Source organism: Streptomyces griseus (assembly GCF_001715295.1).
In the GTDB taxonomy this organism is placed as follows: Bacteria; Actinomycetota; Actinomycetes; order Streptomycetales; family Streptomycetaceae; genus Streptomyces; species Streptomyces griseus_G.
In genome coordinates this window covers 1,935,641-1,959,904 of sequence record NZ_MDKB01000002.1, presented here as the reverse complement: position 1 = coordinate 1,959,904, position 24,264 = coordinate 1,935,641, and the positions used below count along the sequence as shown (strand labels likewise).

23 protein-coding genes and 1 pseudogene are annotated in these 24,264 nt (G+C 72.9%); 7 read left to right on the top strand and 17 right to left on the bottom strand.

What is annotated here, in order from left to right; translation table 11 throughout:
• Position 1 precedes the first annotated feature (1 nt).
• Positions 2 to 202, top strand: coding sequence for a ferredoxin (locus BA175_RS15390; RefSeq protein WP_069171829.1), 201 nt, complete (start codon positions 2 to 4; stop codon positions 200 to 202).
• Positions 203 to 525: 323 nt separating this feature from the next.
• On the top strand, positions 526 to 1,323 hold the full coding sequence (locus tag BA175_RS15385; protein WP_069171828.1) for a hypothetical protein: 798 nt from the start codon (positions 526 to 528) through the stop codon (positions 1,321 to 1,323).
• A gap of 43 nt (positions 1,324 to 1,366) precedes the next feature.
• On the opposite strand, the gene BA175_RS30580 is transcribed toward BA175_RS15385, so the two are convergent.
• From BA175_RS30580 to BA175_RS15360, 5 genes are read right to left on the bottom strand one after another with little or no spacing between them, the layout of a single operon-like run.
• Positions 1,367 to 2,314, bottom strand: coding sequence for a hypothetical protein (locus BA175_RS30580; protein ID WP_107407569.1), 948 nt, complete (start codon positions 2,312 to 2,314; stop codon positions 1,367 to 1,369).
• Entirely contained in the window at positions 2,311 to 2,724 is a 414-nt protein-coding gene (locus BA175_RS15375; RefSeq protein ID WP_069171827.1) for a hypothetical protein, read from the bottom strand. Before BA175_RS15375 ends, BA175_RS30580 begins: the two co-directional genes overlap by 4 nt.
• Positions 2,724 to 3,137 (bottom strand): hypothetical protein, encoded by a 414-nt coding sequence (locus tag BA175_RS15370; RefSeq protein ID WP_139131399.1) that lies wholly within the window; start codon positions 3,135 to 3,137, stop codon positions 2,724 to 2,726. Before BA175_RS15370 ends, BA175_RS15375 begins: the two co-directional genes overlap by 1 nt.
• Positions 3,137 to 3,505 carry a DsrE family protein gene (locus BA175_RS15365; RefSeq protein WP_069171826.1) on the bottom strand — a complete coding sequence of 123 codons (369 nt, stop codon included), beginning with the start codon at positions 3,503 to 3,505 and terminating at the stop codon, positions 3,137 to 3,139. Before BA175_RS15365 ends, BA175_RS15370 begins: the two co-directional genes overlap by 1 nt.
• A complete protein-coding gene (locus BA175_RS15360; protein ID WP_079159571.1) occupies positions 3,505 to 3,756 on the bottom strand; it encodes an acyl carrier protein in 252 nt (83 codons plus the stop codon). The genes BA175_RS15365 and BA175_RS15360 overlap by 1 nt, the downstream gene beginning before the upstream one ends.
• A 224-nt stretch (positions 3,757 to 3,980) precedes the next feature.
• Between BA175_RS15360 and BA175_RS15355 the strand changes: the two genes are divergently transcribed.
• From BA175_RS15355 to BA175_RS15345, 3 genes are read left to right on the top strand one after another with little or no spacing between them, the layout of a single operon-like run.
• The gene (locus tag BA175_RS15355; RefSeq protein WP_139131398.1) at positions 3,981 to 5,111 is read left to right on the top strand and encodes a beta-ketoacyl synthase N-terminal-like domain-containing protein; all 1,131 of its coding nucleotides are present in this window, start codon (positions 3,981 to 3,983) and stop codon (positions 5,109 to 5,111) included.
• On the top strand, positions 5,108 to 6,130 hold the full coding sequence (locus tag BA175_RS15350) for a beta-ketoacyl synthase N-terminal-like domain-containing protein (protein WP_069171825.1): 1,023 nt from the start codon (positions 5,108 to 5,110) through the stop codon (positions 6,128 to 6,130). Before BA175_RS15355 ends, BA175_RS15350 begins: the two co-directional genes overlap by 4 nt.
• Positions 6,131 to 6,162: 32 nt before the next feature.
• Entirely contained in the window at positions 6,163 to 7,125 is a 963-nt protein-coding gene (locus tag BA175_RS15345) for a hypothetical protein (RefSeq protein WP_069172133.1), read from the top strand.
• Positions 7,126 to 7,183: 58 nt separating this feature from the next.
• Here BA175_RS15345 and BA175_RS15340 read toward each other — a convergent pair whose 3' ends face one another.
• The 7 genes and pseudogenes from BA175_RS15340 to BA175_RS15310 form a co-directional block, all read right to left on the bottom strand.
• Positions 7,184 to 7,954, bottom strand: coding sequence for a thioesterase II family protein (locus BA175_RS15340; protein WP_069171824.1), 771 nt, complete (start codon positions 7,952 to 7,954; stop codon positions 7,184 to 7,186).
• Positions 7,955 to 7,976: 22 nt separating this feature from the next.
• Positions 7,977 to 8,195 carry an MbtH family protein gene (locus BA175_RS15335; protein ID WP_069171823.1) on the bottom strand — a complete coding sequence of 73 codons (219 nt, stop codon included), beginning with the start codon at positions 8,193 to 8,195 and terminating at the stop codon, positions 7,977 to 7,979.
• A gap of 106 nt (positions 8,196 to 8,301) precedes the next feature.
• Positions 8,302 to 8,622: a helix-turn-helix domain-containing protein gene (locus BA175_RS15330; RefSeq protein ID WP_069171822.1), complete on the bottom strand. Its 321-nt coding sequence runs from the start codon at positions 8,620 to 8,622 to the stop codon at positions 8,302 to 8,304.
• 431 nt (positions 8,623 to 9,053) lie between these two features.
• Positions 9,054 to 11,213 (bottom strand): MMPL family transporter, encoded by a 2,160-nt coding sequence (locus BA175_RS15325; protein ID WP_069171821.1) that lies wholly within the window; start codon positions 11,211 to 11,213, stop codon positions 9,054 to 9,056.
• A gap of 130 nt (positions 11,214 to 11,343) precedes the next feature.
• The gene (locus BA175_RS15320; RefSeq protein ID WP_079159567.1) at positions 11,344 to 11,556 is read right to left on the bottom strand and encodes an acyl-CoA carboxylase epsilon subunit; all 213 of its coding nucleotides are present in this window, start codon (positions 11,554 to 11,556) and stop codon (positions 11,344 to 11,346) included.
• 2 nt (positions 11,557 to 11,558) lie between these two features.
• A pseudogene (locus tag BA175_RS15315) lies at positions 11,559 to 12,947 on the bottom strand (acyl-CoA carboxylase subunit beta); the annotation flags it as partial.
• Positions 12,948 to 13,080: 133 nt separating this feature from the next.
• On the bottom strand, positions 13,081 to 14,175 hold the full coding sequence (locus BA175_RS15310; protein WP_069171819.1) for a polyprenyl synthetase family protein: 1,095 nt from the start codon (positions 14,173 to 14,175) through the stop codon (positions 13,081 to 13,083).
• A gap of 357 nt (positions 14,176 to 14,532) precedes the next feature.
• Here BA175_RS15310 and BA175_RS15305 point away from each other — a divergent pair, with 357 nt between their 5' ends.
• Entirely contained in the window at positions 14,533 to 14,778 is a 246-nt protein-coding gene (locus BA175_RS15305) for a hypothetical protein (protein WP_069171818.1), read from the top strand.
• 15 nt (positions 14,779 to 14,793) lie between these two features.
• On the opposite strand, the gene BA175_RS15300 is transcribed toward BA175_RS15305, so the two are convergent.
• The 4 genes from BA175_RS15300 to BA175_RS15280 form a co-directional block, all read right to left on the bottom strand.
• A complete protein-coding gene (locus tag BA175_RS15300; RefSeq protein ID WP_107407567.1) occupies positions 14,794 to 16,803 on the bottom strand; it encodes a BTAD domain-containing putative transcriptional regulator in 2,010 nt (669 codons plus the stop codon).
• Positions 16,800 to 17,540 carry an IclR family transcriptional regulator domain-containing protein gene (locus BA175_RS15295; protein ID WP_079159565.1) on the bottom strand — a complete coding sequence of 247 codons (741 nt, stop codon included), beginning with the start codon at positions 17,538 to 17,540 and terminating at the stop codon, positions 16,800 to 16,802. Before BA175_RS15295 ends, BA175_RS15300 begins: the two co-directional genes overlap by 4 nt.
• Positions 17,541 to 18,035: 495 nt before the next feature.
• The gene (locus BA175_RS15285) at positions 18,036 to 18,932 is read right to left on the bottom strand and encodes a LuxR family transcriptional regulator (RefSeq protein ID WP_254667876.1); all 897 of its coding nucleotides are present in this window, start codon (positions 18,930 to 18,932) and stop codon (positions 18,036 to 18,038) included.
• A gap of 52 nt (positions 18,933 to 18,984) precedes the next feature.
• The gene (locus BA175_RS15280) at positions 18,985 to 19,722 is read right to left on the bottom strand and encodes a helix-turn-helix transcriptional regulator (RefSeq protein ID WP_254667875.1); all 738 of its coding nucleotides are present in this window, start codon (positions 19,720 to 19,722) and stop codon (positions 18,985 to 18,987) included.
• Positions 19,723 to 21,174: 1,452 nt separating this feature from the next.
• Between BA175_RS15280 and BA175_RS15275 the strand changes: the two genes are divergently transcribed.
• A complete protein-coding gene (locus tag BA175_RS15275; RefSeq protein ID WP_069171814.1) occupies positions 21,175 to 23,001 on the top strand; it encodes a serine/threonine-protein kinase in 1,827 nt (608 codons plus the stop codon).
• A 247-nt stretch (positions 23,002 to 23,248) separates the two neighbouring features.
• Here BA175_RS15275 and BA175_RS15270 read toward each other — a convergent pair whose 3' ends face one another.
• The gene (locus BA175_RS15270; RefSeq protein WP_069171813.1) at positions 23,249 to 24,142 is read right to left on the bottom strand and encodes a glycoside hydrolase family 19 protein; all 894 of its coding nucleotides are present in this window, start codon (positions 24,140 to 24,142) and stop codon (positions 23,249 to 23,251) included.
• Positions 24,143 to 24,264: the final 122 nt, after the last annotated feature.

Sequence of the window (24,264 nt, the reverse complement as noted above, 5' to 3'; positions counted from 1 at the left end):
CATGCGGGTGAGCGTCGACCGCGACCGCTGCATCGGTGCCGGTCTCTGCGTCATGAGCGCGCCGTCGGTCTTCGACCAGGAGGACGACACCGGCCTGGTCGTCCTGCTCGACGACCGCCCCGCGGGTGTCGACTCCGAGCACGCACGCAAGATCGCCGAGCACATCTGCCCGTCCAAGGCCATCCGGATCACCGGCGGCTGAGCCTGTCGGGTGACCTGGGACCGGAAAGCGGACGCGGTCCGGTGCGTGCGACTCCGAGGCGCCGGGATGCCCACGTAGCTCGGTTACGTGGGCATCCCGGCAACGCGGGAAGCGTGCGTACCGGGGCGTGGCCGCTCGGTCGGAGGCCACCGACAGGCTCTCAGCCGCCCCGTACAGACCGGCCCGGCGGGTCCGCCGCCGCCGGGGTCCTCCGAAACGGGAGACCCCGGTGCGGGGCGGGCCCTCCGTCGTGCCCCCACCACGCCTCCCCCCCGTCCGCACCCGTGCGCGGTGCGGGCCGTCGACCAGAGTGGACTGCATCCATGACAACACCCAGCGCCTGGAAAGTACTGAGCGCGGGCCGGGGCCCCGGCCTCGTCCTGGCCGTCGACTTCGCCACCACCGGGCGTTCCGACTCCGGCTTCTCCGACCTCGCCCCGCGCCTCGGCCCGGAGTTCACCGTGTGGGAGACCCGGCAGCCGGCCACCGGCGACGGGATGTCCGCGCGGGACTACGTCGAGCGGTGGGCCCGCGAGGTCGAGGCCTGCGGCCGGCCCGTCCGGGCGGTGCTCGGCTACTGCGCCGGCAGCGTCTTCGCCGGGGAGCTGGCCGCCAGGCTGGGGGCCGGACGGACGGAGCCGCCCGGGTTCCTGATGTTCGACCCGGAGGTGCCGACCCGGGCCGCACTGGACCGGGACTTCACCGCCATGCTGGACCAGTTCGCCTCGGTGCTCTCCGCGGACGAGGTGGCCACCGCCCGGCAGGCCGCGGCGACGGCACGGACCGCCGCCCCCGACTTCGCCGCCTTCGGGGACGAACTCGTACGCATCTTCCGGGAGCAGGCCGGTGCCGCGTTCGCCCGCGAGGAGCTCGACCCGGACCTGCTCGAGGAGTTCGCGGCGGTGTTCCGGTCGTTCGTGTCGTACCTGGACGCGGCCCGCGGGATCGATCCGGCCGCCGCCTGGCGCACCGCCACCGCGGTGAACTCCGCGGAGCCGACCGAGGGTTCCCGGCTCGCCGCGCGGGCCGTCGACATCCCGGTCCGCCACGCCGACATCCTGCGCAGCGACCTGACGGCCGGCGCCGTCACCGAGTTCCTCTCGGCCCCCGCGCTGTCATGACGTGTGCCGGGGTGTCAGGTACCCCGGCACACGCCGGTCTGTGTCAGCGGGCCGCGGCCGTCCGGTCGACCTGGGCGCGCGGCCTGCTCGAACCGATGAGGGCGCCGACCGTCATGACGCACCGGTCGCCGTCCCAGCTCTCCCCGGAGACGAAGACGTTGTCGGCCATCAGCCGGTCGATGCGCGCCACGTGCCGCAGCACCGCCCCGGGCCGGACCTCGCCGGCGAAGCGGCAGTGCCGGAACGCCGCGGCGACCTGCACGCCCCCGGTGGTTCCGCTCGACAGCCACAGGAGCACCGAGGACTGCCCGAAGGACTCCAGCATGAGCGCCCGGGGATACATGTACCGGGACAGCGGCAGGCCGTCCTCCATCGCGGCGTAGCACGGCTCGGACCCGGAGACGGCCTTGAGCGTCGTGATCTCCCGGCCGGGGTCGAAGGCCTCCACCCGGTCCACCAGCAGCATGGGGTGGCGTACGGGCAGCCGGTCCAGGATCGCGGTGTAGTCCGGTCCGGACGCGGTGGCGGGTACCGGGGGCGGCCCGCCCGCGGGGGCGAGCCGGTCGGACAGGACGGCGTCCCGGCCGCCGAGCACCACCTTCGCGGCGACGACCGGGACACCGTCCTGGCGCACACCGTCGGCGGTGACCAGCCATCGTCCGTCCGCGGTCTGCGCGGCGGTGACGTCGAGGCGGACCTCGTCGCCGCCCTGCATGGGCGCCAGCCACCGGCCGGAGGTGACCTCCAGCAGATTCAGCGGCTCGGCGGCGCCGGTGAGGGTCGTCACCGCCTGCCGGAGTCCTTCGAGGACGAACACGGCCGGCAGCAGGGTGAGTCCCGGGAAGTGCCCGGCCATGTACGGGTCCTCGGCACGGACCGTCTTGAACGTACGGAACCGCAGGTCCGGCCCGCCCGGGCACACCTCGATCCGGTCGACCGCGCGCAGCGGGGTGGCGAAGGTGCGCGGCGCCACGGCCGGAACGCCGCTCATATGAACCACACGTGGTCGTACGCGGGCCAGCGGGCCGCCAGTTCCGCCGGGTCCAGGCAGGTGGTGCCCGGCACCAGGTCCTCGGGGGTGAACCCGAGCGCGGTGAGCGCGGCCCCGTCCACGAAGACCTCGAAGCCCTCGGCGACCAGGTCCCGTACGGAACCCCGGTAGTCCGGCAGCGTGTCCAGGGTCGTGGAGCCGAGCTGCAGGGAGGGCACGTACGTGTGCTCCTCGACGGCCATCGTCACCGTCGCGCCGCGCAGCGCCAGGTCGACCTGCTCGAACTGCCCGTGCAGATCGAGCAGTCCGTACAGCGGGTGGAAGAACTGCACCTCGACCGCGCCCCGGTAGGCACGGTCGATGACGCAGAGCACGCGCCTGCGGGGCTCCGCCCGTCGGTTCGTCGTCATCAGGCTCCCCCGAGGTACAGCGTCTGCCGGGCCGCGTCGATGGTCCCCGCCAGCCGGAGCGGCGAGCGGTGCCGCACCTGCGGGATGTGGTGGGTCGCGCCGCGCTCCTCGGAGCACGCGGTGCACGCGATCCAGGCGAAGCGGCCCTTGCCGTCGGCGGTCAGCTGCCGGACGACGGCCGAGGTGGAGGGGTAGTGTCCCTCCGGATCACGGGTGTTCGGCAACTTGGTGTCACCGAACGTGTCCTGGGTGAGCATGTTGGCGTAGCCGCACGCCCAGACCCGCACCGAGCCGCCGTTCTCCAGCACCGCGTGCGAGAGCCGCAGCGCGGAGGTGACCACGTCACCGGAGTGCGGGGCCGCCGTCATGATCAGCAGCAGGTCCCAGACACGGCGCTTCATCGGAGTACCCATCAGTGCCACACCCCCCTGCAGCCGTCCTCGGCCAGGGCGGCCGCGACGCTGTCCATGCCGGCGATCCTCACGTGCGGCGACAGCCGGGTGGGTGCCAGCGCGCGCTGCGCCGCGGAGAAGTCGTCCACCAGGACCTCGACCCCCGCCTCGGCGAGCCGCTCGATCTCCGGCACGGCGGTTCCCACCGCGCCCAGCACCCCGTCCTCGACGAGATACACCCGGACCCGGTGGCCGGCTTCGGCCAGCGCCACGGCGTCCAGGAGGAAGGTGCCCGCGTTGGGACCCGCCCAGGTGCCCTTGCTCTCGATCAGGAGGTAGGAGGCGGCGGCTCCGCCGGTGTCCGCGGTCCGGACCGGCTGCGCCTCCATCAACCGCTCAGCTTCCGGCTGAGCAGTTCGCGGATGTCGGTGAAGGTCCGGAGCTCGACGAGCTCCTCCTCGGGGATCCTGATCCCGTAGCGCTGCTCCAGCGTGACGGCGAGCTCCAGCGCGACGACCGAGTCGACGCCCAGCTCCTCGATGAGGAGCGCGTCGTCGGTCAGGGCCGTGGGCTCGACGTCCAGGGTGTCCGCAACCATGTCCCGCAGCTCCGACGTGTCCAGCGTGCTTTCGACCGTCACCGGATCCCCTTTCTTTCGAATATTGAATTCGACTCCGCTTCATAAGGACTTCTTTTTCCTTTTTACGGAGCCGAACCGATCGCCCCGAATCGTATGGGAGGCCGCCTAACACCCGGCCCTTTTCTGCAGGTACTTGCAGGGATAACGGCCGCAGAGCTTCCACGACGGCACTCTGGTCGCTATCGGTCAATTTATTCCGCACGTTCGGAAGGAGTGGGGTGCCGGTGACGGTCGTTGTCACGGGACTGGGGGCGATGACCTGTTTCGGCAGGGGGGTCGACGCGCTGTGGGAGGGTCTGCTGCGCGCCGACCGCCGCCCGGTGCCCGCTCCGAACGGCTGCGGGCTGCCGGAGCATCCGCCGCTGTACGCCGCTCCGCCCGGTACCGGCACCCCCGGACGCACCAGTTCGCTGGTCGTCGAGGCGGTCGCGGAGGCCGTCGCCGAGGCCCGGCTGAGCCGGGAGGACCTGTTCGACGCGGGCCTCACCGTCGGCACGTCGCTCGGCGACATCGATCTGGCCGAGCTGCCGGACGGGCCGGAGCGCCGGACCGCCACGCACGGGGTGTCCGCGGTGGTCGCCGACCGGTTCGGCATCGGGGGGAGCGCCCACACCCTGTCCACCGCCTGCTCCGCCGGGGCGTACGCGGTGGGCTGGGGCGCCCGGCTGATCGAGACGGGGCAGGCCGACATCGTCGTGGCCTGCGGCGGCGACGCCTTCTCCCGGGTCGCCGTCGGCACGCTCCACCGGTTCGGACTGCTGGACCCCGAGTGCTGCCGGCCTTTCGACACCGGGCGCGCGGGCATGGTCACCGGTGAGGGCGCCGCGGCCGTGGTGCTGGAGTCCGCCGAGTCCGCCCGGCGCCGGGGAGTGACCGCCCAGGCGGCGCTCACCGGCCAGGGATGGAGCTGCGACGCCCACCACCCGATGGCCCCGGAGCCGTCCGGCGGGCAGTTGCGGCGGGCGGCGGCCCAGGCCCTCGCCACCTCGGGACTCCCGGGGGCCGTGGTCCTCCACCGCGCCGGGGTGGCGCTCAACGACTCCGTGGAGAGCACGGCCGTCAGCGAGGCCGTCACCGCCGCCGGCGGTGACATCACCCGGACGGCCGGCTACGCGCCGAAGGCGGTCATGGGCCACACGGCGGGTGCGGCCGGTGTGTTCGGCTGCGTCATAGCCGCCCGGATGCTGCGCACCGGCCTGGTCCCGCCGAACGCCCACGTCACCGAGGTCGACCCCACCTGCCCGATGGACGTCCCCCTCGTGGGGCCCGTGCCGCTGCCCCGCCCGGCCGTGCTGGTCAGCGGGACCGGGTTCGGGGCCAACAACGCGGTGCTCGCCTGGGAGGCCGTCGCGTGAACGTACTGCTCACGGGCGCCGGCGCGGTCGCGGAGACTCTCCCGGACGGGGCGGGGGACCGGGACCCGGCCTGGTTCGACCCCGCCGCGCACCTCGGCCGGCGCGGCTGGAAGTACTTCGGCCCGGCCACCCGCTACCTCCTGGCCGCCGGCCATCAGGCGCTCGGCCGCCGCCACGACGACCCACCCCTGGACGGCGATCCGAGCCTGCGCCTCGGTGTGGTCACGGGCACCCAGTACGCGATCGCCCGGGCGCACCGCCGGATGGACGACACCCTGCGCACCGAGGGCGTCCGGGGGATCAGCCCGGCCGAGGTCCCCGCCTTCTCGATGAGCACCCCCGGCAGCCAGCTCGCGATCAGCACCGGGGCCCGGGCGTTCTCGGTCACGCTGACCAATCCCGTCACCGCGGGGCTGGAGGCCGTGCACTTCGCGCTCACGGCGCTGCGTACCGGCCGTGCGGACCGGGTGGTGGCCGCGGCCACCGACCAGGCGCCCGAGGGGGACGAGGGGCACGGCCTGCTGGACGGCGCCGCCGCCGTCGTCCTGTCCACGCCGGACGCGGCCGGCCCGGACGACGCGCTCGCCGAGATCACCGGCGGCCTCTCCCGCTTCCTGCCGCGGGGTCCCGGTGGCCGCCGGGACCCGGAGGCCGTCGCGGCGGCCGGCGCACGCGTCGCCGCCCTGGCCGCCGGCGCGCACGGTGTACGGCTCGTCGTCAGCGCTCCGGCCGGGGCCGCGCCGCTCGCGGCGGCGGTGCTCGACGCCGTCGCGGCGGCGACCGCGGGGGCCGGTGGCTCGCTCCGCGGCTCCGGCGGCCGCATCACCGAGGCCCGGCACTGCACGGTCTCGGGAATGCTGGAACTGACCGCGCTGGCGAGGGCGGGAGGAACCGCGCTGCTGGTCTCCCTCTCCGATTCGGGGCATCTCACCGCCATAGCACTGCGCAGCCCGGAAGAACATCGATTTCACCATTCTTCCGCAATGCAGGAACCCATGGGAGAAGGTGGGATACTTTGACCGCCGATGACCGGTCGGATAGCATGCCGATCATGACAGTAATGGCGGCACAGCCGACCTCACGGCTGATCAAGATGCGCAGAATATGCGGCTACGGCACCGTGGTCGCGGTTATGCCGTACATGCTGATCAAAATCGTCTGGACATTCGGAATATTCCTTCCGAACGACGAAATGGGCGAGGCGGACTGGCGTGCGATCAATGCCACGACCGCAGTGCTCGCCGCGGTGGGAATCCTGCTGGCGGTGGCCTTCATCCAGCCCTGGGGCGAGAGGCTTCCGGCCTGGCTGATCGTCCTGCCCGTCTGGGTGGGCACCGGCCTGCTCGTCCCGATGCTGGTCCTGGCACCGGTGCTCGGCCCGGCCGCCATGTCCCAGGACGAACAGGCCGACGCCTCCAACGACCTGTGGGCGTACGAGCAGGTGCTCGTCATGATCTCGCTGGTCGGGGTCGGCATCGGCCTGCCCCTCGCGCTCGCCGGATACGCCCGGGCGCGCTGGCCGGAGGCCCTGAGCGGTCCGGTCGACGGTGGCGAGGCCGCGGGCGGCACCCGGTCGCTGCAGATCACGGTGGCGCGGCTGCTCGCCGCGGGCTGCGTCGCGCTCGGCCTCGTCAAGGTGTTCTGGGCGGCCGGCGTGACGGTGGGGCTCGACGCGGACCGTCTGTCCTACCGCGACATGTGGTGGCACCTGCTGTCCCTGAGCATGGGGGTCTGGGCCTTCCTGGGCGCCTGGGGGCTGCTCGTCCTGACGGGCCGGCGGGGGGCCAGGAAGTTCCTGGTCCCCATGGCGGCGTCCTGGATCTCCTCGGGCATGCTCTTCTCGTACAGCCTCTACAGCCTGCTGACCAACCTCGGCACGAAGCGTCCCGCCCCCGAGAGCGAGGTGGCGCACCTGCTGGCCGGCCAGGCCGGCACGGTCCTGGGCGTGCTCATGGGAATGGTCATCCTGCTGGTGCTGCACGACCGCAGGCGCGCGCTGCGCGAGGCGGCCTGAAGTCCTCCTGCCCGTACGGTGAACGCCGCGTCGACCTGGTCGGCGCGGCGTTCCGGCGTCACGGACGTGCCGTGCCCGGAAGGGATTCCGTGCACCACCGCGGCAGCCCGGACCACACATCCGTCTCGTAGAAGTGCCCGCCCGGCAGCTCGCAGGCCTCGAAGCCGCCGTCGGCCAGCGACCTCCAGTCCGCTTCCACCTCGGCGAAGGGCGCGGTGTCGCCGGAGCCGTAGAGCAGCCTCAGCGGCACGGTCGCCCGGGTCCCCTCGGTGAAGCGGTACGACTCCGACACGGCGAGGTCCGCGCGGAGCAGTTCCACGGCGATGGCGCGGAGTTCGGGTTCGTTGGCCACGACCGCCGGCATCTGCCCGAAGGCGCGCATCCAGGCGACGAGGGCGTCGTCGCCGTCGTCCGAGCGGGGGGTGTGGGCCCCGTGGGCCTGGCGCTTGTGGGGCGCCACCCCGCCGGACACGACGAGCGAGGACGGGGGCGGGACGCCGATGCGCTCGAGCTGGGCCGCCGTCTCGAAGGCCAGCCAGGACCCCATGCTGTGGCCGAACAGGGTGTAGGGCCGGGAGGTGAGGCCACGGACGGCGTTCACCACGTCGTCGCGCAGGGTGATCCAGTCCCGCGCGAACGGCGTGCCGAACCGCATCTCCCGCCCCGGGTAGCAGATCAGCGCCAACTCCACGTCGGCGGGCATGACGTCGGCCCACCGGCGGAACGGTGCGGTGCCTCCGCCGCAGAAGCTCAGGCACACCAGGACCCGGCCTGCGCCCGGACGCGGCCGGGGCCGGTACACCGCCGAGGCGGAGGAGACCGTCTGCATGATCGTCCTTTCCGGCCGCGTCCTACTTCGACTCGGCCATCTGGCGCTGGAGGCTCAGCGGGCGCATGTCGGTCCAGTTCTCGTTGACGTAGTCCAGGCAGGCCTGCCTGCTGTCCTGACCGTGCTTCACCGTCCAGCCGGCGGGGACCTCGGCGAACGCGGGCCACAGGGAGTGCTGGCCTTCCTCGTTGACCAGCACGTAGTAGGAGGCGTCGTTGTCCTCGAACGGGTTGGTGCTCATCGTTTTCTCTCCAACGTTTCTGGAAGGGGAAGAAGATGGGAAGAGATCTCCGCCGGAACGGCCGCGGAAACAGTGGACGCCGCCGAAGGGAATCGGCGCACGCCTTTCAGGCGCTGTTCTTCCCGGCCATCGGCACGGCCGCCCCGGCGGGCGTCCGTCCGCACTCCGCGTCCTCGTCCGGGCGCGGGCCGCGGATGTCGCTCATGAGCGCCAGAACCGCCTGTGCGGACGTCAGGACCGATCGTCCGCCGCGGGTCAGCCTGGCCCCACCGGGGTGCCGGGTGAACAGCTTGAAGCCGAGGGAACGTTCCAGGCACTGGATCTGATAGGTGATCGCCGGCTGGGAATAGCCGAGTTGCCGTGCCGCGGCATCCATCCGTCCGGTTTCCGCGACCGAAACGAAAGCTCTCAACTCACGCTCGTGCATCACACCTCGCATTCGGCCGATACCGCGGCGGGAATTCCGATGACCGGGAACGCCGTATCAAAATCCTACAGACACCCCCACTGTTCGCTCCCCTCGTCTTTCAGGAAGCTGCACGGCCCGCCGGGGGGACGGAAGACGCCCGCCCCCGGCCGGGAGGTCCGGCCGGGGGCGGGCGGTGATCCGGGGCGGCCCGGAGGGACCGAGGGCTCGGGCACCGGACGCCGCCGGTCCTGACCCGGGCGGACGGCGCCGCCTCCGGGACATGCCCTGAGGGCTGTCCCGCACTTCCCGGTGGATCGGCGTGCGGCGTCGGATGCGGTGCATCGCACGGCGGAGGGGCGTCCGCATACTGGATGTATGGGGACGTTCCGACAACGCGGCGAGGTGCCGTAGCTGTCGTCGCACGCCCGCCGGGAAGTGCGGGACAGCCCTTACCGGCTCCGGGAGCCCACGAGGTCGTCGGAGCCGTGGCCGGCGAGAGGCTCCGCGGCCTCCTCGTCCGCCGCCGCGGCGCCACGGTTGCCCGGCCACCACGCCTTCGGTCCCGCCAGGGTGGTGACCGCGGGAACGAGGAGGATCGCCATCACGAACGCGCTGAGCAGGATCCCGAAGGCCACGGCGAAGCCCATCTGCTTGAGCATGGCGTTGTCCGCGAGCATCAGCACACCGAAGGTGCCGGCGAGGATGACCGCAGCCGCGCTGATGGTGGGGGCGGAGTGCGTGACGGCCAGCCGGACGGCCTCCCTCGGCTCCTTGCCACTGCTGACCTCCTCCCGCAGCCGGGCCACCATCAGGATGTTGTAGTCCGTCCCGATGGCGACGACGAAGAGGTAGACGATCACCGGCAGCATGAACAGCAGCCCGCCCGAACCGCTCTGGAACAGCCAGACGGTGGCGCCGAGGGTGCCGCCGAAGCCCAGACCGACCGAGATCATCAGGTACCAGGGGGCGATGACGCTGCGCAGCATCAGGCCGAGGATGAGCATGATCGCCACGGCGGCGACCGGGAACACGAGCTTGTAGTCGCGGTTCACGGCGGTCCGGACGTCCGCGAGGAGGGCGGTGCTGCCGCCCACGAACTGTTCGGTGCCCTGGGGCGCCGCCCGGTGGACCGTGTCCCGCAGGTCGCCCCCGACGAGCTCCATGGCCCGGTCCTCGGTGGGGCGGTAGTCGAGCACGACGCCGTACTGCGCGACCTTGCCGTCGGGACTGACCACGGCCGGGGCCACCTGTGCCACCCCGCCGACGTCCGCCAGTTCCTTCCCGTAGGCGTCCAGTGCGGCCTTGTCGAGCGCCCCGCCGGTGGATTTCACGTAGACGAACGTGGGGTCGGACTGGCCGGCCGAGAAGCCGGTCTGGAAGTCCTCCATGGCCTGCACGGACTCCAGGGTGTCCGGCAGCGAGCTCTCGGTGTCGTACTCCGCCCGGAAGCCGAGGACCCCCGAGGCGAGCGCCACGAGGACCAGGCCGGAGACGCCGGCGATGAGGCCGGGCCTGCGGGACGCGAAGCTTCCGACCCGGCCCGAGAGGGCGTTCTTCGGCTGGGTGCGCCAGGCCTTCGAAGGCCAGAACGCCTTGGTGCCCAGCAGCGAGAACACGGCCGGCACGAGGGTGAGCGCGGAGATCAGGGTGACGGCGACGGCGAGCGCGAGCGACAGGCCCATGCTGCTGAGCATGCCCATGGACGACAGCAGCAGCGAGAGGAACGCGGCGATGACCACGCCCGCGGCGGAGGCGATGGTCTCGCCGACCCGGCCGGCGGCGGTGGCCAGCGCCTCCTTGGCCTCCATCCCGTCCCTCAGGTGCTCCCGGTACCGGAACAGCAGGAAGAGCGTGTAGTCGGTGCCGACGCCGAAGAGCACCACGATGAGGATGGCGGAGATGGAGGCGGGCGCCCGCATGCCCGCGAGTTCCACGGCTGTGGCGATGACGCCCATGGTGACCATGAACACGACCCCGATGACGAGGACGGGCATCAGGGCGATGACCGGGCTGCGGAAGATGGCCAGCAGCAGCACGATGATGAGGACCAGGGTGGCCATCATGACCATGGCGTCGGTGCTGTCCGACGCCTCCATCGAGTCCAGCACGGTGGCGGCCGGACCCGTGTAGGCCCACTCCAGCCCGCTGCTCCCGATCCGGTCGGCGGTCGCGGTGCGGAGCTCACCGACGGATTCGACCAGCGTCTCGTCGTTGGCCTTCTGCGTGGAGGCGAACACGTGGACGAGGGCGATCTTCCCGTCCGGTGAGACCGCCTTCGGGTCGGCCACCACCTCGGTGATCTTCGCGAACTTCTCGTCCCGCAGGGCGGCCGCGATCTCGCCGGCCTTCGCCGTGTCGGCCGCCGTCAGCTTGCCGCCGTCGGCGCGCTGGACGACGCCGATGGCCGCGGGCTGACGGCTCTGCGGAAAGGCGTCCTGCTGGATCTGCACCGCGCGTACCGACTCGTAGTGCGACGGGAGGAACTCCGCCTGGTCGTCGGTCGGCTTCAGCTGCGGAGCCAGCGCGATCAGGGCGGTGGTCGCCAGCAACCACAGCACGACCACCGTCCATGGGCGGTTCACCGAGAACCGCCCGATCCCTCGGAACATGGGAATCCTCCACGTCTTCACCCGCGGCTCGTCCCGCCGCGTATCTGCACTCGGACCTTTGGACGGCCACGTTCCGCAAGGTCCCCGCCGACTTCAAGTAGCCGTGCAACGACCTGCATCCGCCGGCAGGTCAGCGCCCGCCCCGCCAGGAGACACGGGACGAGGCCGGGGCCTCCGCCCGGCGCCACGGCGCCCGCGCGGGCGCCGCCGTGTCCGGGGCGGCCGTTGCGGACCGCTGGACTGCGGCGAGCACGACCGCGACCGCGGCCGCCAGCTCCTCGGGCGTCGGCGAGCCGTTGACCACTCTCAGCAGGGAACCGCCCTGCCCGGGCACGGCGCTCACGCGGGCTGGTTGCCGTGCTTGCGCGACGGCAGGTCGGCGTGCTTGAGGCGCAGCATCTCCAGGGAGCGGATGAGCAGGTGCCGCGTCTCGGCGGGGTCGACGACGTCGTCGACCAGGCCGCGCTCGGCCGCGTAGTAGGGGTGCATCAGCTCGGCCTTGTACTCCTTGACCAACTGGCCGCGCGTCGTCTCGGGGTCGTCGGAGGCGGCGATCTCGCGGCGGAAGATGACGTTGGCGGCACCTTCGGCGCCCATCACCGCGATCTCGTTGGTCGGCCACGCGTAGGACAGGTCGGCTCCGATGGAGGTGGAGTCCATGACGATGTACGCGCCTCCGTAGGCCTTGCGCAGGATCAGCGAGATCCGCGGCACGGTCGCGTTGCAGTACGCGTAGAGCAGCTTGGCCCCGTGCCGGATGATCCCGCCGTGCTCCTGGTCGACGCCCGGCAGGAAGCCCGGGACGTCGACGAGCGTGACCAGCGGGATGTTGAAGGCGTCGCAGAACTGGACGAAGCGCGCGCCCTTCTCCGAGGAGTGGATGTCCAGCACCCCGGCGTACGAGAGTGGCTGGCTGCCCACGATGCCGACGACGTGTCCGTCGAGGCGGGCCAGCGCGCAGATGATGTTGGTGCGGGTCGCAAGCACCTGGAGCTCCTTCAGCGGCAGCAGCTGCTCAAGGAGCTACTGGAACACGTACAGCATCCCCGCCAACGGCAGCCCGGGGACGAGGTCGAGCAGGACGTCGCCGCGCCGGTCCGCGGGGTCGTCGCTCGGCACGACCGGGGGGTTCTCCCGGTTGTTCGAGGGGAGCATGCCGATCAGGTAGCGGACCTCGGCGATGCAGGTCTCCTCGTCGTCGTACGCGAAGTGCGCGACGCCCGAGGTCTCGGCGTGCACGTCCGCGCCACCGAGCCCGTTCTGCGTGATCTCCTCACCCGTGACCGCCTTGACGACGTCCGGCCCGGTGATGAACATCTGCGAGGTCTCACGGACCATGAACACGAAGTCGGTCAGGGCCGGACTGTAGGCCGCGCCACCCGCGCACGGGCCCAGCATCACACTGATCTGCGGGATCACACCCGAGGCCCGGGTGTTGCGCTGGAAGATGCCGCCGTACCCGGCGAGCGCGCTCACCCCCTCCTGGATACGGGCCCCCGCACCGTCGTTCAGCGACACCAGCGGAGCCCCGGCCGAGATGGCCATGTCCATGATCTTGTGGATCTTCGTCGCGTGCGCCTCACCCAGCGCCCCACCGAAGATCCGGAAATCATGGGCGTAGACGAAGACCGTCCGGCCCTCCACCGTCCCCCAGCCGGTGATCACACCGTCCGTGTACGGCCTCTTCGCCTCCAGGCCGAACCCCGTCGCCCGGTGCCGGCGCAACTGCTCGAGGAGGAACTTGCTTGGGAGCAGGTCGTCGTCGCGCTATGCGAGGGCCCGGCAGTCGAACGGGAACCGCACGACGCGGAGCCAGCGGGCGTCACCCGGCCCGCTCAGCGCTTCGGCGCGGATCGCCGCCAGTTCGTCAACCGATTCCGTCGGCATGTCCCACCCCTTGTCGTGTCTGCTGGTCAGATCGGTGCCCCGCGTCCGCCGTACGGGCGACGCGCGAGTCGACGTAGTCGCACAGGGCGTGCAACGCCCGGCGTGCCGGGCCCGGCGGCAACACGCCCAGCGCCTCCCGGGCCAGGCGCAGCCGGTGTCCCAGATGCGCCGCGGCCGCCGCCGGGGCGGGCGAGGCGGCGAACAGGTCCAGGGCGCGCCTGCGGTCCCGCGGGTCGTCCAGCGGCCCGGACGACAGCAGTTCCCGCAGTTCGGCGCCGGCCGGGCGACGGTCGGTGGCGGCCAGGACCACCGGCAGGCTGGGGACCCCGGCGGCCAGGTCCTTGCCGAGCTCCTTGCCGGTGCTCGACGCGGGTGCGACCAGGTCGAGGAGGTCGTCGGAGATCTGGAAGGCGACGCCCAGCTGGCGGCCGTACTCGTCGAGGGCTCCTCCGTACGCGGCCGGGGCGCCGGCGTGCAGCGCCCCGGCGCGCAGCGCCATGGCCAGCAGGGCCGCGGTCTTGCCCGAGGTGACGCGGAAGAAGTGGGCGACGGGGTCCTCGCCCTCGCCGGGACCCGTCAGCTCGCGCAGCTGGCCCTCGACGAGCTCGCTGGCCACGTCGGCCTGGAACCGCACCATCTCCGGGCCCAGTTCGGCGGCGAGACGGGCGGCGCGGGCGAGCAGCCAGTTGCCGCCCGCCACGGCCAGCCGGGCGCCCCAGAGCGCGTTGACGCTGGCCACTCCGTGCCTCAGCTCCGCCCCGTCCATCACGTCGTCGTGGTGGAGGGAGGAGATGTGGACGAGCTCCGCGATCACGGCGGCCTCCACGACGCCGTCCCTCCACGGTTCCCCGAACTCCGCGCCGAGCAGCACGAGCAGGGGGCGCAGCCGTTTGCCGCCCGCCGTCGCGATGTGGCCCACGAGTTCGGCCACGCGCGGATCGGGTGCGTCCGCCGCGCAGGCCAGGAGACGCTTCTCGACGGCCAGCAGCGCGTGCGCCGTCCGCTCCCGGAAGCGCGGGTCGTGCGCGGCCAGGTTGGCCAGCAGTTCGGAACCGGGCAGGGCCGTGGCAGTCATGTCCTCGTCCTCTTCTCGGCGGGCTCGCGGCGTCGCGGGAGGGCACGGCGGGCACGTCACGCGTCAACTCCGGTGGTCCGGCCACACGAAGGGACCGGACCCCCGGGCGTCCCGGCAGTACGAGGGGGGTCGCCTGCCGGACAGGTGGGCTCCGCGTTCGGGGCGAGCACTGCACCTGACGCGTTCATGGAACTGCCGGCCCGCCGCGCTCGGCAATACCCGCTTCAGGAAGCTGCCAGCAGGCGGGGTGCCGGGGACCGCCTGTGCTTCCGGGGGCCCGGAGTATAGAAAAGGCATAGGTATGTACCCAACTCTGGAGGGAACGCCCGGCAGGGGCGGTTCGACGAGGAGGGAACCATGAGCACGGACGCCGCACCGGATCCGACCGAGGTGCCGGACACTCCGGAGCGGACCGGGGCACAGAGGCACGGGTGCGCACCGGCCGACGTCCCCGACGGGGTGGGCGGGGACGGACCGGAGGAGGAGGGGTTCCCGGAGGAGGACGCGGTCGCGGACGACGAGGGGCTGCGCTGGGCCGCGTTGCTGGCGGCGTTCATCAACGACGTACAGCCCCCGCCGCCCAGCACTCCGCCGGCCGGCTGACCCGTGGGGTCCGGGTCAGGGACCGTCGGTCACGGCGGCCGTCCCCCGGGCCATCAGCCTGACCAGCGGTGTGCACCGGTAGCGGTCCTGGGGCGGCGGCGCGACGGCCGGCGGGTACGGAGGAGGCCCGCCCGGCGCCGCCTCCGTACCCCCGTCGGCCACCGCGCCCACCAGGGGTCTCCCGGCGACCACCTCCAGCAGCCCCGCCTCCACCAGCGCCTCCAGCGCGCCGCGGGCCCGGTCCTCCGACCAGTCGAGCCGCCTCGCGAGGCAGGCGGGTGAGACGGAGCCCGGCTCCGTACGGGCCAGCGCGCGCAGGACGGGGCGCAGCGGCGGCTCCAGCCGCATGACGCCCTCTCTCAGGACGGTCCACAGTTCGTCGGCCCCCTCCTCCCACTCGTCCGGCCGGACCTCTCCTCTCTCCAGCCGGTCCACCAGTGCGGCCACCGGCCACTGCGGGCGGGCCATCAGCCGCGTCGCGCAGAACCGCAGGGCCAGCGGCAGGCCCTCGCAGAGGTCCAGCAGCCGCCCGGTGGCGCCCGGTTCGGCGGTCAGCCGCTCCCTGCCGACCCGGGAGGCGAGCAGCTCGCGCGCCTCCCGGTCGTCGAGCCGTCCGACCGGCACCGGTCTGACGCCCTCCATCGAGACCAGCCGGCGGCCGCCGCTGATCAGCACCCGGCAGCCGGGGCCGCTCGCCAGCAGGGGCCGCACCTGGCGTTCGTCCGACGCGTTGTCGAGCACGACGAGGATCCGGCGGCGGGACAGGGCGCTGCGGTACAACTGCACCCGCTCCTCCAGCGTGGCGGGCAGGTCCGCGCCCCGTACGGACATCAACGCGCGCAGGAAGCTGCCGAGCACGTCCAGCGGATCCTTGGCGCGGCCTCCCTCGCCACGCAGATCGGTGTAGAGCTGACCCTGCCGGAAGTCGTCCCGGCAGGCGTGCCCCGCGCGCACGGCCAGCGCCGAGGTGCCCACCCCGGCCGCACCGGTCAGGACGACGCCTCGGTAGGGGCTCCGACTGTTGCGTAACTCCTCCACCACGCGGGTCAGTTCGGCGCGGCGGCCGACGAATCCGGGCGCGTCCACGGGCAGCATCGCCGGGACCAGTCCGTTCCAGGGGCTGTCCGCCGCGTTCCGCGGTCCGCCGGCCGCCGCGTCCGGAGCCGGCGGGGCGCACCCGGCGCGCCGTACGGTCAGTGTCAGGGGTTCGGCGGCGGCCGGGCCGGGCAGCTCCTCCAGCAGCACCGCCCGGTGGAGCGCCCGCAGCGACGCCCCCGGGGCCACCCCCAGCTCCTCCTGCAGGACCCGGCGGCCCTGTTCGTACACCCGCAGCGCGTCCATCTGCCGGTCACAGCGGTACAGCGCGGTCATCAGGTGGCCGCGCAGCGACTCCCGTGCGGGGTTCTCCGCCACCAGGCGGGTGAGCTCCGGCAGCGCCGTCTCGTGTCTGCCGAGCGCCAGGACCGCCTCCATCCGGTGGTCCAGCGCCCGCAGCCGGGCCTCCTCCAGCAGGGGGAGCTCGGTCCGGGCCAGCACGTCCGTGACGTCCGCGAGAGCCGGCCCCCGCCACAACCGCAGGGCCGGCTCCAGACATGCGGCGGCCTCCGCGTAACGGTGCTGGGCCAGGTACTGCCGCCCCTGCTCGGCCAGCCGCTGGAACGTCTTCCAGTCGAGCCGGGAGGACCCCAGGATCAGGCCGTAGCCGCGGTGCCTGCGCACCAGCCGGACGCCGGGCTCGCAACTGCGCCGCAGCCGGGAGACGTAGGTGTAGAGCTGTGCCGACTTCGTCGCGGGCGGGGTGGGCCCCCACAGCAGTTCGGCGAGCCACAGGTCGGAGACGAACCGCGCCGGGGAGAGGAGGAGCGCCGCCAGGACCGTGCGCTGCTTGGCCGCGGTGAGCGGGACGCGCACTCCCCGCGTCCAGATCTCCGTGGGACCCAGGATCCTGAACTCCGTCTGCGGCACCGGCACGTCCTGCCCTCCCGGCAGGCGGGGCCGCCCCCCGTCCTGTTGGGGGAAGGTCATCCGTCGGACGCCTCGCCCAGTCGCAGTGCCGCGTCGATCACGGCACCGCCGAACTCCCGCGCCGGTTCCCTGGTCAGCACGGGGACCGGACCCGACAGGGAGAGCGCCGCGACCACCCGGCCGCCGGGCCCCCGCACGGGAGCGGCCAGCGTGACGACGTCCGTGTCCCAGACACCGAGCGTCTGCGCCCAGCCCCGGCGGCGCACCTGCGTCAGCGCGGCGGCGGTGAAGCGGGCCCGGGTGACGCCCGCGTACAGGACCTCGGGCTGCTCCCAGGCGAGCAGCACCTGGGCCACCGCACCGGAGCGCAGGGAGAAGGCGGTCCCCACCGGCACCGTTTCCTGCCCCGCCGCCGCCACCTCCGCACCGGCCACGCACAACTGCCCGCCCTCGCACCGCCGGTACAGCCGGGCGCTCGCCCCGGTACGGTCGCGCAGCCCGGCCAGTACGGAGCCGGCGAGGTCCAGCATCCGGTCCCCGTGCACGACGACCGCCATCTCCCCCAGCCGGGGGCCGAGCTGGAAGCGGCCCCCGGCGTCCCGGGTGACGAGCCGCAACCGCTCCAGGGCCAGGGCCAGACGGTGGGCGGTGGGACGCGTCAGCCCCGACACCACCACGATCCTGGAGAGCGAGGCGGGCCCGTCCTCCAGCACGCTCAACAGCAGGGAGGCCTTGTTCAGCACGCCGACCCCACTGTCGTGGGGGAGTGCGAGTCCCGGGAAGGACATGGTGGTCATCGAACACACTCCAGGGACTCGGCCGGCGCACCGGCCGGTTCGGCACGCCGGGCGGCGGCCCGCGCGTCCGGGCTCCCCGGGACGGTCGTGTACGGACCGGTGGGGCACCCGGAGACGGGGATCAGCGCCTCCTCGCCCACCGCACAGGCGAGCGGGGGCAGCGCGTGGGGGCCCACGGCCTTCCGGCCCGCCGCCCGGCACCACCGGACGGGGAACACGACACGGCCTCCCGCAGGAGACAGGACCGGCGGACCCGTGCGGAGAACCGCAGCCCTGTGGCGGCGGATCCGTCCGCCGCCCGTGCCGGCCTTCATCCTGTTCGCACCTCGCGTCAGCGGTACTTCGTGGCGGTACTGCGCCGGGGCACGCAGGCGCGCCCGGTCGAGGCGGCCGGTCGCGGCCGTCCGTCGACGCAGCCAGTTGTAGCCGTCCGCTTCCCGGCCCGACAACGGCAACTTCAGGAAGCTGCCAGCACGGGCCGCCGTCGCCGGTCCGTCAGGTCCCGTCGGCGGGAGGGGCCGGTGACCTCCCCGGCCCCTCGATGCCGCCCAGCAGGCCGAGCTCGGCGGCCCTGACACCCGCCTGGAAGCGGGAGCTGGCGTCCAGCAGGGTCATGATCTCCGCGACGTAACGCCGGTAGGTGCGTACGGAGACGATGAGTTCCCGTGCGGCCACCTCGTCGGTGACCCCGGCGCGCAGGGCCCCGAGTATCCGCCGGGCGAGATCCGTGCGGCAGTGGTCGCCGAAGGTGATGCGCGCGTAGGCCGGCACCGCGTTGCGCCAGACGCCCTCGTAGAGCGTACGGAGCGTGCTGATGACGTCGGGCACCTTGATGAGCGACGCCCGGCGCCCGGTCGACGACTCGGCCGAGACGAGCGCGACGGCCCCGTCCACGATGACGGCCTGCAGGGGCGGGACCCGGGCCACCCGGACCTCGACCGGGGTGCCCTGGTCGAGCTGTTCGCGTACGAAGTCCTCGTCGATCATGGCCGGGGAGCACAGCAGCCGCATACGGACGGTGCCGGGCACCACGTAGGTCAGCTCCCGCAGGGGTGCCCTGGCCTCCGCCCCGCAGCTCGGGCCGGAGGCCAGCACCACGTCGATGGTCGACCGGGCCGTCAGCACCAGCTTGCGCGCCTGGTCCAGCAGATGGTCCCGCCGGCCGTCCACGGCGACGATCTGGTGGTCCCACGAGACCCTGTTGCGGTGCCGCTCCACCGTCGACTCGATCAGGGCCCTGACCTGGAGCAGCGCCTGCTCTATGGCGTCCTGCCCCTCCTGGCCGTCCGGGCCGCGGTCCGGTGGACCGAGGGGTCCCCCGCCGGGTTCCTCGGGTCTGCGCCCTTCGCCGTCGTCCGCGCTCGGGCCGGTTTCGGGTGTGCTTCTCGTCATGTTCTGTTGCCCCCGTTGCTCCACAGCTGGTGTCAGTGCACGGACCGACGCATCAGCACCGTTCCAGTAACCCGAGCTCCACGGCGCGGACTCCCGCCTGGAAACGGGAGTTCGCCCCGAGCACCCGCATGATCGCGGCGACATGGCGCCGGTAGGTACGCAGTGACACGTCGATCTCCCGGGCGGCCACGTCGTCGGTGCGCCCCGCCCGGAGCTGCTCCAGGATCCGCCGCGCCAGTTCGCCGCGCAGACTTCCCTCCAGCCGGAGTTCGTCGGCGACGGGCCGGGCGACGGCCCAGGCTCCGGCGAAGAGCAGATCGAGCGCGCCCACCGCCGCGGGGTCCGTGACGACCGCCGCGTGCCTGCCGCCCGAGCCGTCGCCCGACTGCACCAGAGCGGTCCGGCCGTCGACGATCAGCGCCTCGCGCAACTCGCCGTTGGTCATGCGCACTTCCAGCGACGTGTCGGCGAAGCCCTGATGGCAGTCGGCGGACAGTTCGAGCGCCCGGCCCGCCGCGAGCAGCCGTACGGCGAGCTGGCCCCGTCTCCTCGGCGCAGCGGGCTGCGCCACTGCCGCGGCCACCGCCTTGATCACCACCGACGAGTGCTTCCAGTTGCCGGTCACCGCCAGGTGCGCCGAGTACTTGGCGCCCGCCATGACGCGCTTGACGGCCTTGTCCACCGAGCCGTCGTCCGCCCTCACCAGCAGCGAGGCACCTCCCGGCCGGCTGCGGTGCATCGACACCGAGGACTCGATCAGTGCCCGCGCCTCCAAGAGCGCGCGCTCCACGGAATCAGCACCGCGCATACCTTCAGGCGCATCCGTCACCCCCGAACCCATTACGCTCCCTCGTTCACTGATTCGACCGACCCGGGAAACAAGCACGCGCGCTGCATTCACCCCTCAAAGGCGCTGCGGAGTCAAATGAGGTTGACCGGTAAACCGTTTGCTTTTCCCAGGGTCACTTACGCGCCATCGCGCTACTTTCGCAGACATTAGATCTCGGACGTGAACCAGTCAACGGCCCACCGGCACAAGCGGACGGATCCGATCCGCGATTTCCCGTCCGGGCGCCTCCGGGCACACCCGGCGGCGCGAAAATGTCACCAAGCTGCATCCGGGGCCCCTATTCAAACCCTCCACATTCCACTTACCCTGCGGTATGTGACCGAGTGGACACGGAGCGGATCCACCGATGTCCGGTAGCGGCCATCCACCCCTGGAACGCGCCGGACCCGCCCACCCTCCGGCCATGACCGAATCGCACGCCCAGGCGGGCCCGATTCGGGCCCCGAACGGGGGCCACCGGCCCGGGTTGAGCACGATTCGGCCGATCTCGCGCCCTCCACGCCCCGCCGGGCACACCCGGCCGGGCCGTTGCGAACACGCCGGTGCCGTCGGTGCGTTCAGCGCCCCGCCGGACACCCACCGCAGACACCCCCGACCGGCGCTCGACACCGGGCGCCATCCGCCCCGCACGCGGCGACCAAAGGCATGGACCACTGGTCGCGGCCCCCTCCCCTGCCGGTCGCTCCGCGTCACACCTCGGGGCCGTCGCTCCCCCAGCATCCACGACGCTCCGTCAGGCGCCCTACGGAGCAAGGGTTCCGGCACCGCCGGGCGCGGGGAGGACGGTGCGCGGCACGGCCCGCCCGCCGGCCCGGAGCGCATCCGGACCGCCGGGGCCCGGAGGGACTCCGCCCTGCCCGCGCCGGGCACCGCGGGCCCTCTCCCGGCCCGGCGTGCGGGGCCCCGGCGGCCCCGCCGTACGGGCCACCGGGCGGGCGGCGGACCGACTGCAACCGTTGCGCCGCCACACAGCGTCTCCATAGGTGTGAACACACTTCGCCTCCGCTGATCGCACGAGCAATTCCCCCCGTCCCCGTCCGATATTCCGCAGTACGTCCCCCGGCCCGCAATGCAGCGTTCTCCACACGGCTCACGCCGAGCCACTTCGGAAAAACGTGCACTACTTGCGGGTAACGAAATCAGCTCGCGGATAACCGCCGCGAGCCATAGGCATGCGCGAAAAAGCCCGACGCGTTCGAAGGAATGCGTGAGCACTCCTCACGTTTCCCTGTCATCAATAGCAACCCGGTAAGGAAACCGCACCGCAGCGACGCCGTCACCTCGGCGACGGCACCCGCGGGCCCGGCCCCGGTCCGCCCCGGTCCGGCCGGGGGAACCCGCCGCTATCCTCGACCCCGGCCCACCACGGCCGTACGGGGAGGAAGCGCGCACATGGAGAAGCTGGGCTCCGGCGATCCGCAACGCATCGGGAACTACCGCCTGCTCGGACGCCTCGGCGCCGGCGGGATGGGACAGGTGTTCCTGGCCCGCTCCGACCGCGGACGCACCGTCGCCATCAAGCTGGTCCGTCCCGATCTCGCGCAGCAGCAGCAGTTCCGCGACCGCTTCCGGGCCGAGGTGCGGGCGGCACGGCGGGTCGGCGGCGCCTGGACCGCTCCCGTCCTCGACGCGGACATCGACGCGCCGGTGCCGTGGGTGGCCACCGGTTACGTCGCCGGGCCCGCCCTCCACCGGGTCGTCTCGGGCCACCCGGGCGCCCCGGCCGGGGCGCCGGGGGCTTACGGCCCGCTCCCCGAACGCTCCGTACGGGTCCTGGGGGCCGGGCTCGCGAGCGCCCTCCAGGACATCCACCGGGCCGGCCTCATCCACCGCGACCTGAAGCCGTCCAACGTCCTGATGACGATCGACGGCCCCCGGGTCATCGACTTCGGCATCGCCAGGGCGCTGGACACCGTCGCCGACGGTCCGACCCGCACGGGCGCCCTGATCGGCTCCCCCGGATTCATGGCACCGGAACAGGTCCGGGGCGAGCGGGTGACCACCGCGTGCGACGTCTTCTGCCTCGGCTCCGTCCTGGCGTACGCCGCCACCGGGCGGCTTCCCTTCGGCGCGGCGGACAGCGGGGCCCACGCGCTGATGTTCCGTATCGCGCAGGAGGATCCCGACCTCACCGGCGTACCCGTGGACCTGGTCGGGCTGATCCGGGACTGCCTGGCGAAGGACCCGGCCGCGCGCCCCACGACGGGCGACCTCCTGGAGCGGCTCGCCGGCGCGGAGACCGACGAGCCCTGGCTCCCCGGCACGCTCGTCGCCCAGTTGGGGCGGCACGCGGTCGAGCTGCTGGACGCCGAGGACCCGGACCCGGAAGGCCCGGAAGGCCCGGAAGGCCCGGAAGGCCCCGACGGCGCCCCGCATCCGCGGCAGACACCCGCCGGACCGCCCGCCCCCGAGGGGGTACCCGCCGGCGCAGCCGCGTCGCCGCCGCAGCCGGGACCGCAGGCCGCGTACCCCCCTCCGCGGCAGCCCGCGCCCCCGTACGGCTACCCGCAGCAGCCCGTCCCGGCCCCCTCGTACGGCTACCCCCGGCCCGCCCCGGCGTACGGCGACGGCTTCGGGCCCACTCCCCCGGACGGCCCGCCACCGCCGCACTTCCCGCACCCCGCCCCCGTGCCGGGGCGGGGGCGTTCGGCGGGCTCGACCGTGCTGCTGGTCGCGGTGGCGCTGTTCGTCGCCTTGGGGGCGGGCTGGTCGGTCTACGCCTTCATGCGCGGCACCGAGGGAGACGGCACGGCCTCGCCGTCGCCCACCACGTCCGCGACGCGCTCCGGCGCGACGGGCTCCGGGACGGAGGGCTCCGGTCCGTCGCCGGGCCCCTCCGAGGACGGGAAGCACGCCGAGGGCGCGATCCCTGCCGGCTATCTGGGTTCCTGGTCGGGAACCGTCGACAACGGCGCGGGCCGGTCCACCCGTGACCTGGTCGTCCGGCAGGGCGAGGTCGGGGAGACCGTCCTGTCCCTCACGGCCGAAGGCCCGCTGGCCACCGGCGGCTCCTACCACTGCGTCTTCGAGGCCACCCTGCGGGCCGAGCCCTCCCCCGGCTCCCCGGTACGCCTCGGCCCCTCCGAGGTCACGGCCGGCGAACCGATGACCTCCTGCACCCCGGGCAGGCCCACGGTGCTGACACTGCTGCCCGACGGGAGCCTGCGCCGGGAGGTCCCGGAGACCGGCGAGAGCCTGACCTACCGCAGGACCAGCTGACCCACGACTCCGCGTCCCCCGCCGTCCGTCGGGGGTCCCGGCTTCGGGGCGCCGGGGGCTCCCGGCCGGGAAGGACACGAAATCCGCCGGCTCACCGGCACCCGCCGATGTCCGCCAGTCCCGCTCCGCTCCGACGTCGGCCCCGGCCCGGGTGCGGACTTCCGGCCCGTGCGGGGCCGGAACGGGGCAGGGGGTGTACCCGGCCGCCACCGCACCCCCCGTCCCGGGCGGTGCGGTGGCGGCTCGCTCAGCAGCTCAGGTTGGAGCCGGGTGTGGTGCCGAGGATCTGGACGAACGCCCGGTACTTGTCGATCCGGCTCTGGACCTGGGCGGGGTTCCCGCCGTTGCACTCCAGGGAGCCGTTGATGGAGCGGATCGTCTCACCGAAGCCGGCACCGTTGACCATGGCGTTGTGGGCCGTCATGGTGCCGGGGCCGTTCTGCGTGTTCCAGTACCAGAGGCCGGTCTTCCAGGCGACGGAGGCGTTCTGCTCCACCTGCCAGGGGTTGCCCAGCAGGTCGATGCCGAGCGCGTCACCGGCGGCCTTGTAGTTGAAGTTCCAGCTGAGCTGGATCGGGCCGCGGCCGTAGTAGGCGGCCTGCCCGGCGGGGCAGCCGTAGGGCTGGCCGCTGTCGCAGTAGTGCGGGTAGTTGGCGGTGTTCTGCTCCACGATGTGGACCAGGCCACCGGTCTCGTGGCTGACGTTGGCGAGGAACGCCGCGGCCTCCTGCTTCTTGACCGTGTCACTGCCGGTCGTCGCGAAGCCCGGGTAGGCGCTCAGGGCCGCGGTCAGGCCGCTGTAGGTGTAGAAGGAGTTCCGGCTCGGGAACATCTGGTTGAACTGGGCCTCGCTGACGACGAATCCCGAGGGATCCGGCTGGCCCGGGTCCGTCCCGCCGCCCGTACCGCAGGTCCCCTGGTCGGCCCAGACGTCGGCCGTGCCCGGCTTCTCGTTCTGCGTCCACCACTTCGCGGACCAGTTGTGCCCGTTGTACGAGGCGGTGCCGCCGCCCCAGTACACGGACGAGGAGTTCCAGGCGGGAGCGCAGGTGGCCGCCGAGGCCGATGCCGCGGGGAGAAGGACGAGGGTGGCGACGGCTGCGGCCATCGCAATAAGCATGCTCATGACACGTCTGAACACGTGATCACTCCTTCGGCGCGGCGCCGCCGAGGGGCGAGCGCCGCCATGGGGGGTACGGCCACTCAACCGCCGCTGGTCTGAACCTGTCAAGGTCTAGACCTTGACTGGCCTTTCCCTGAGCC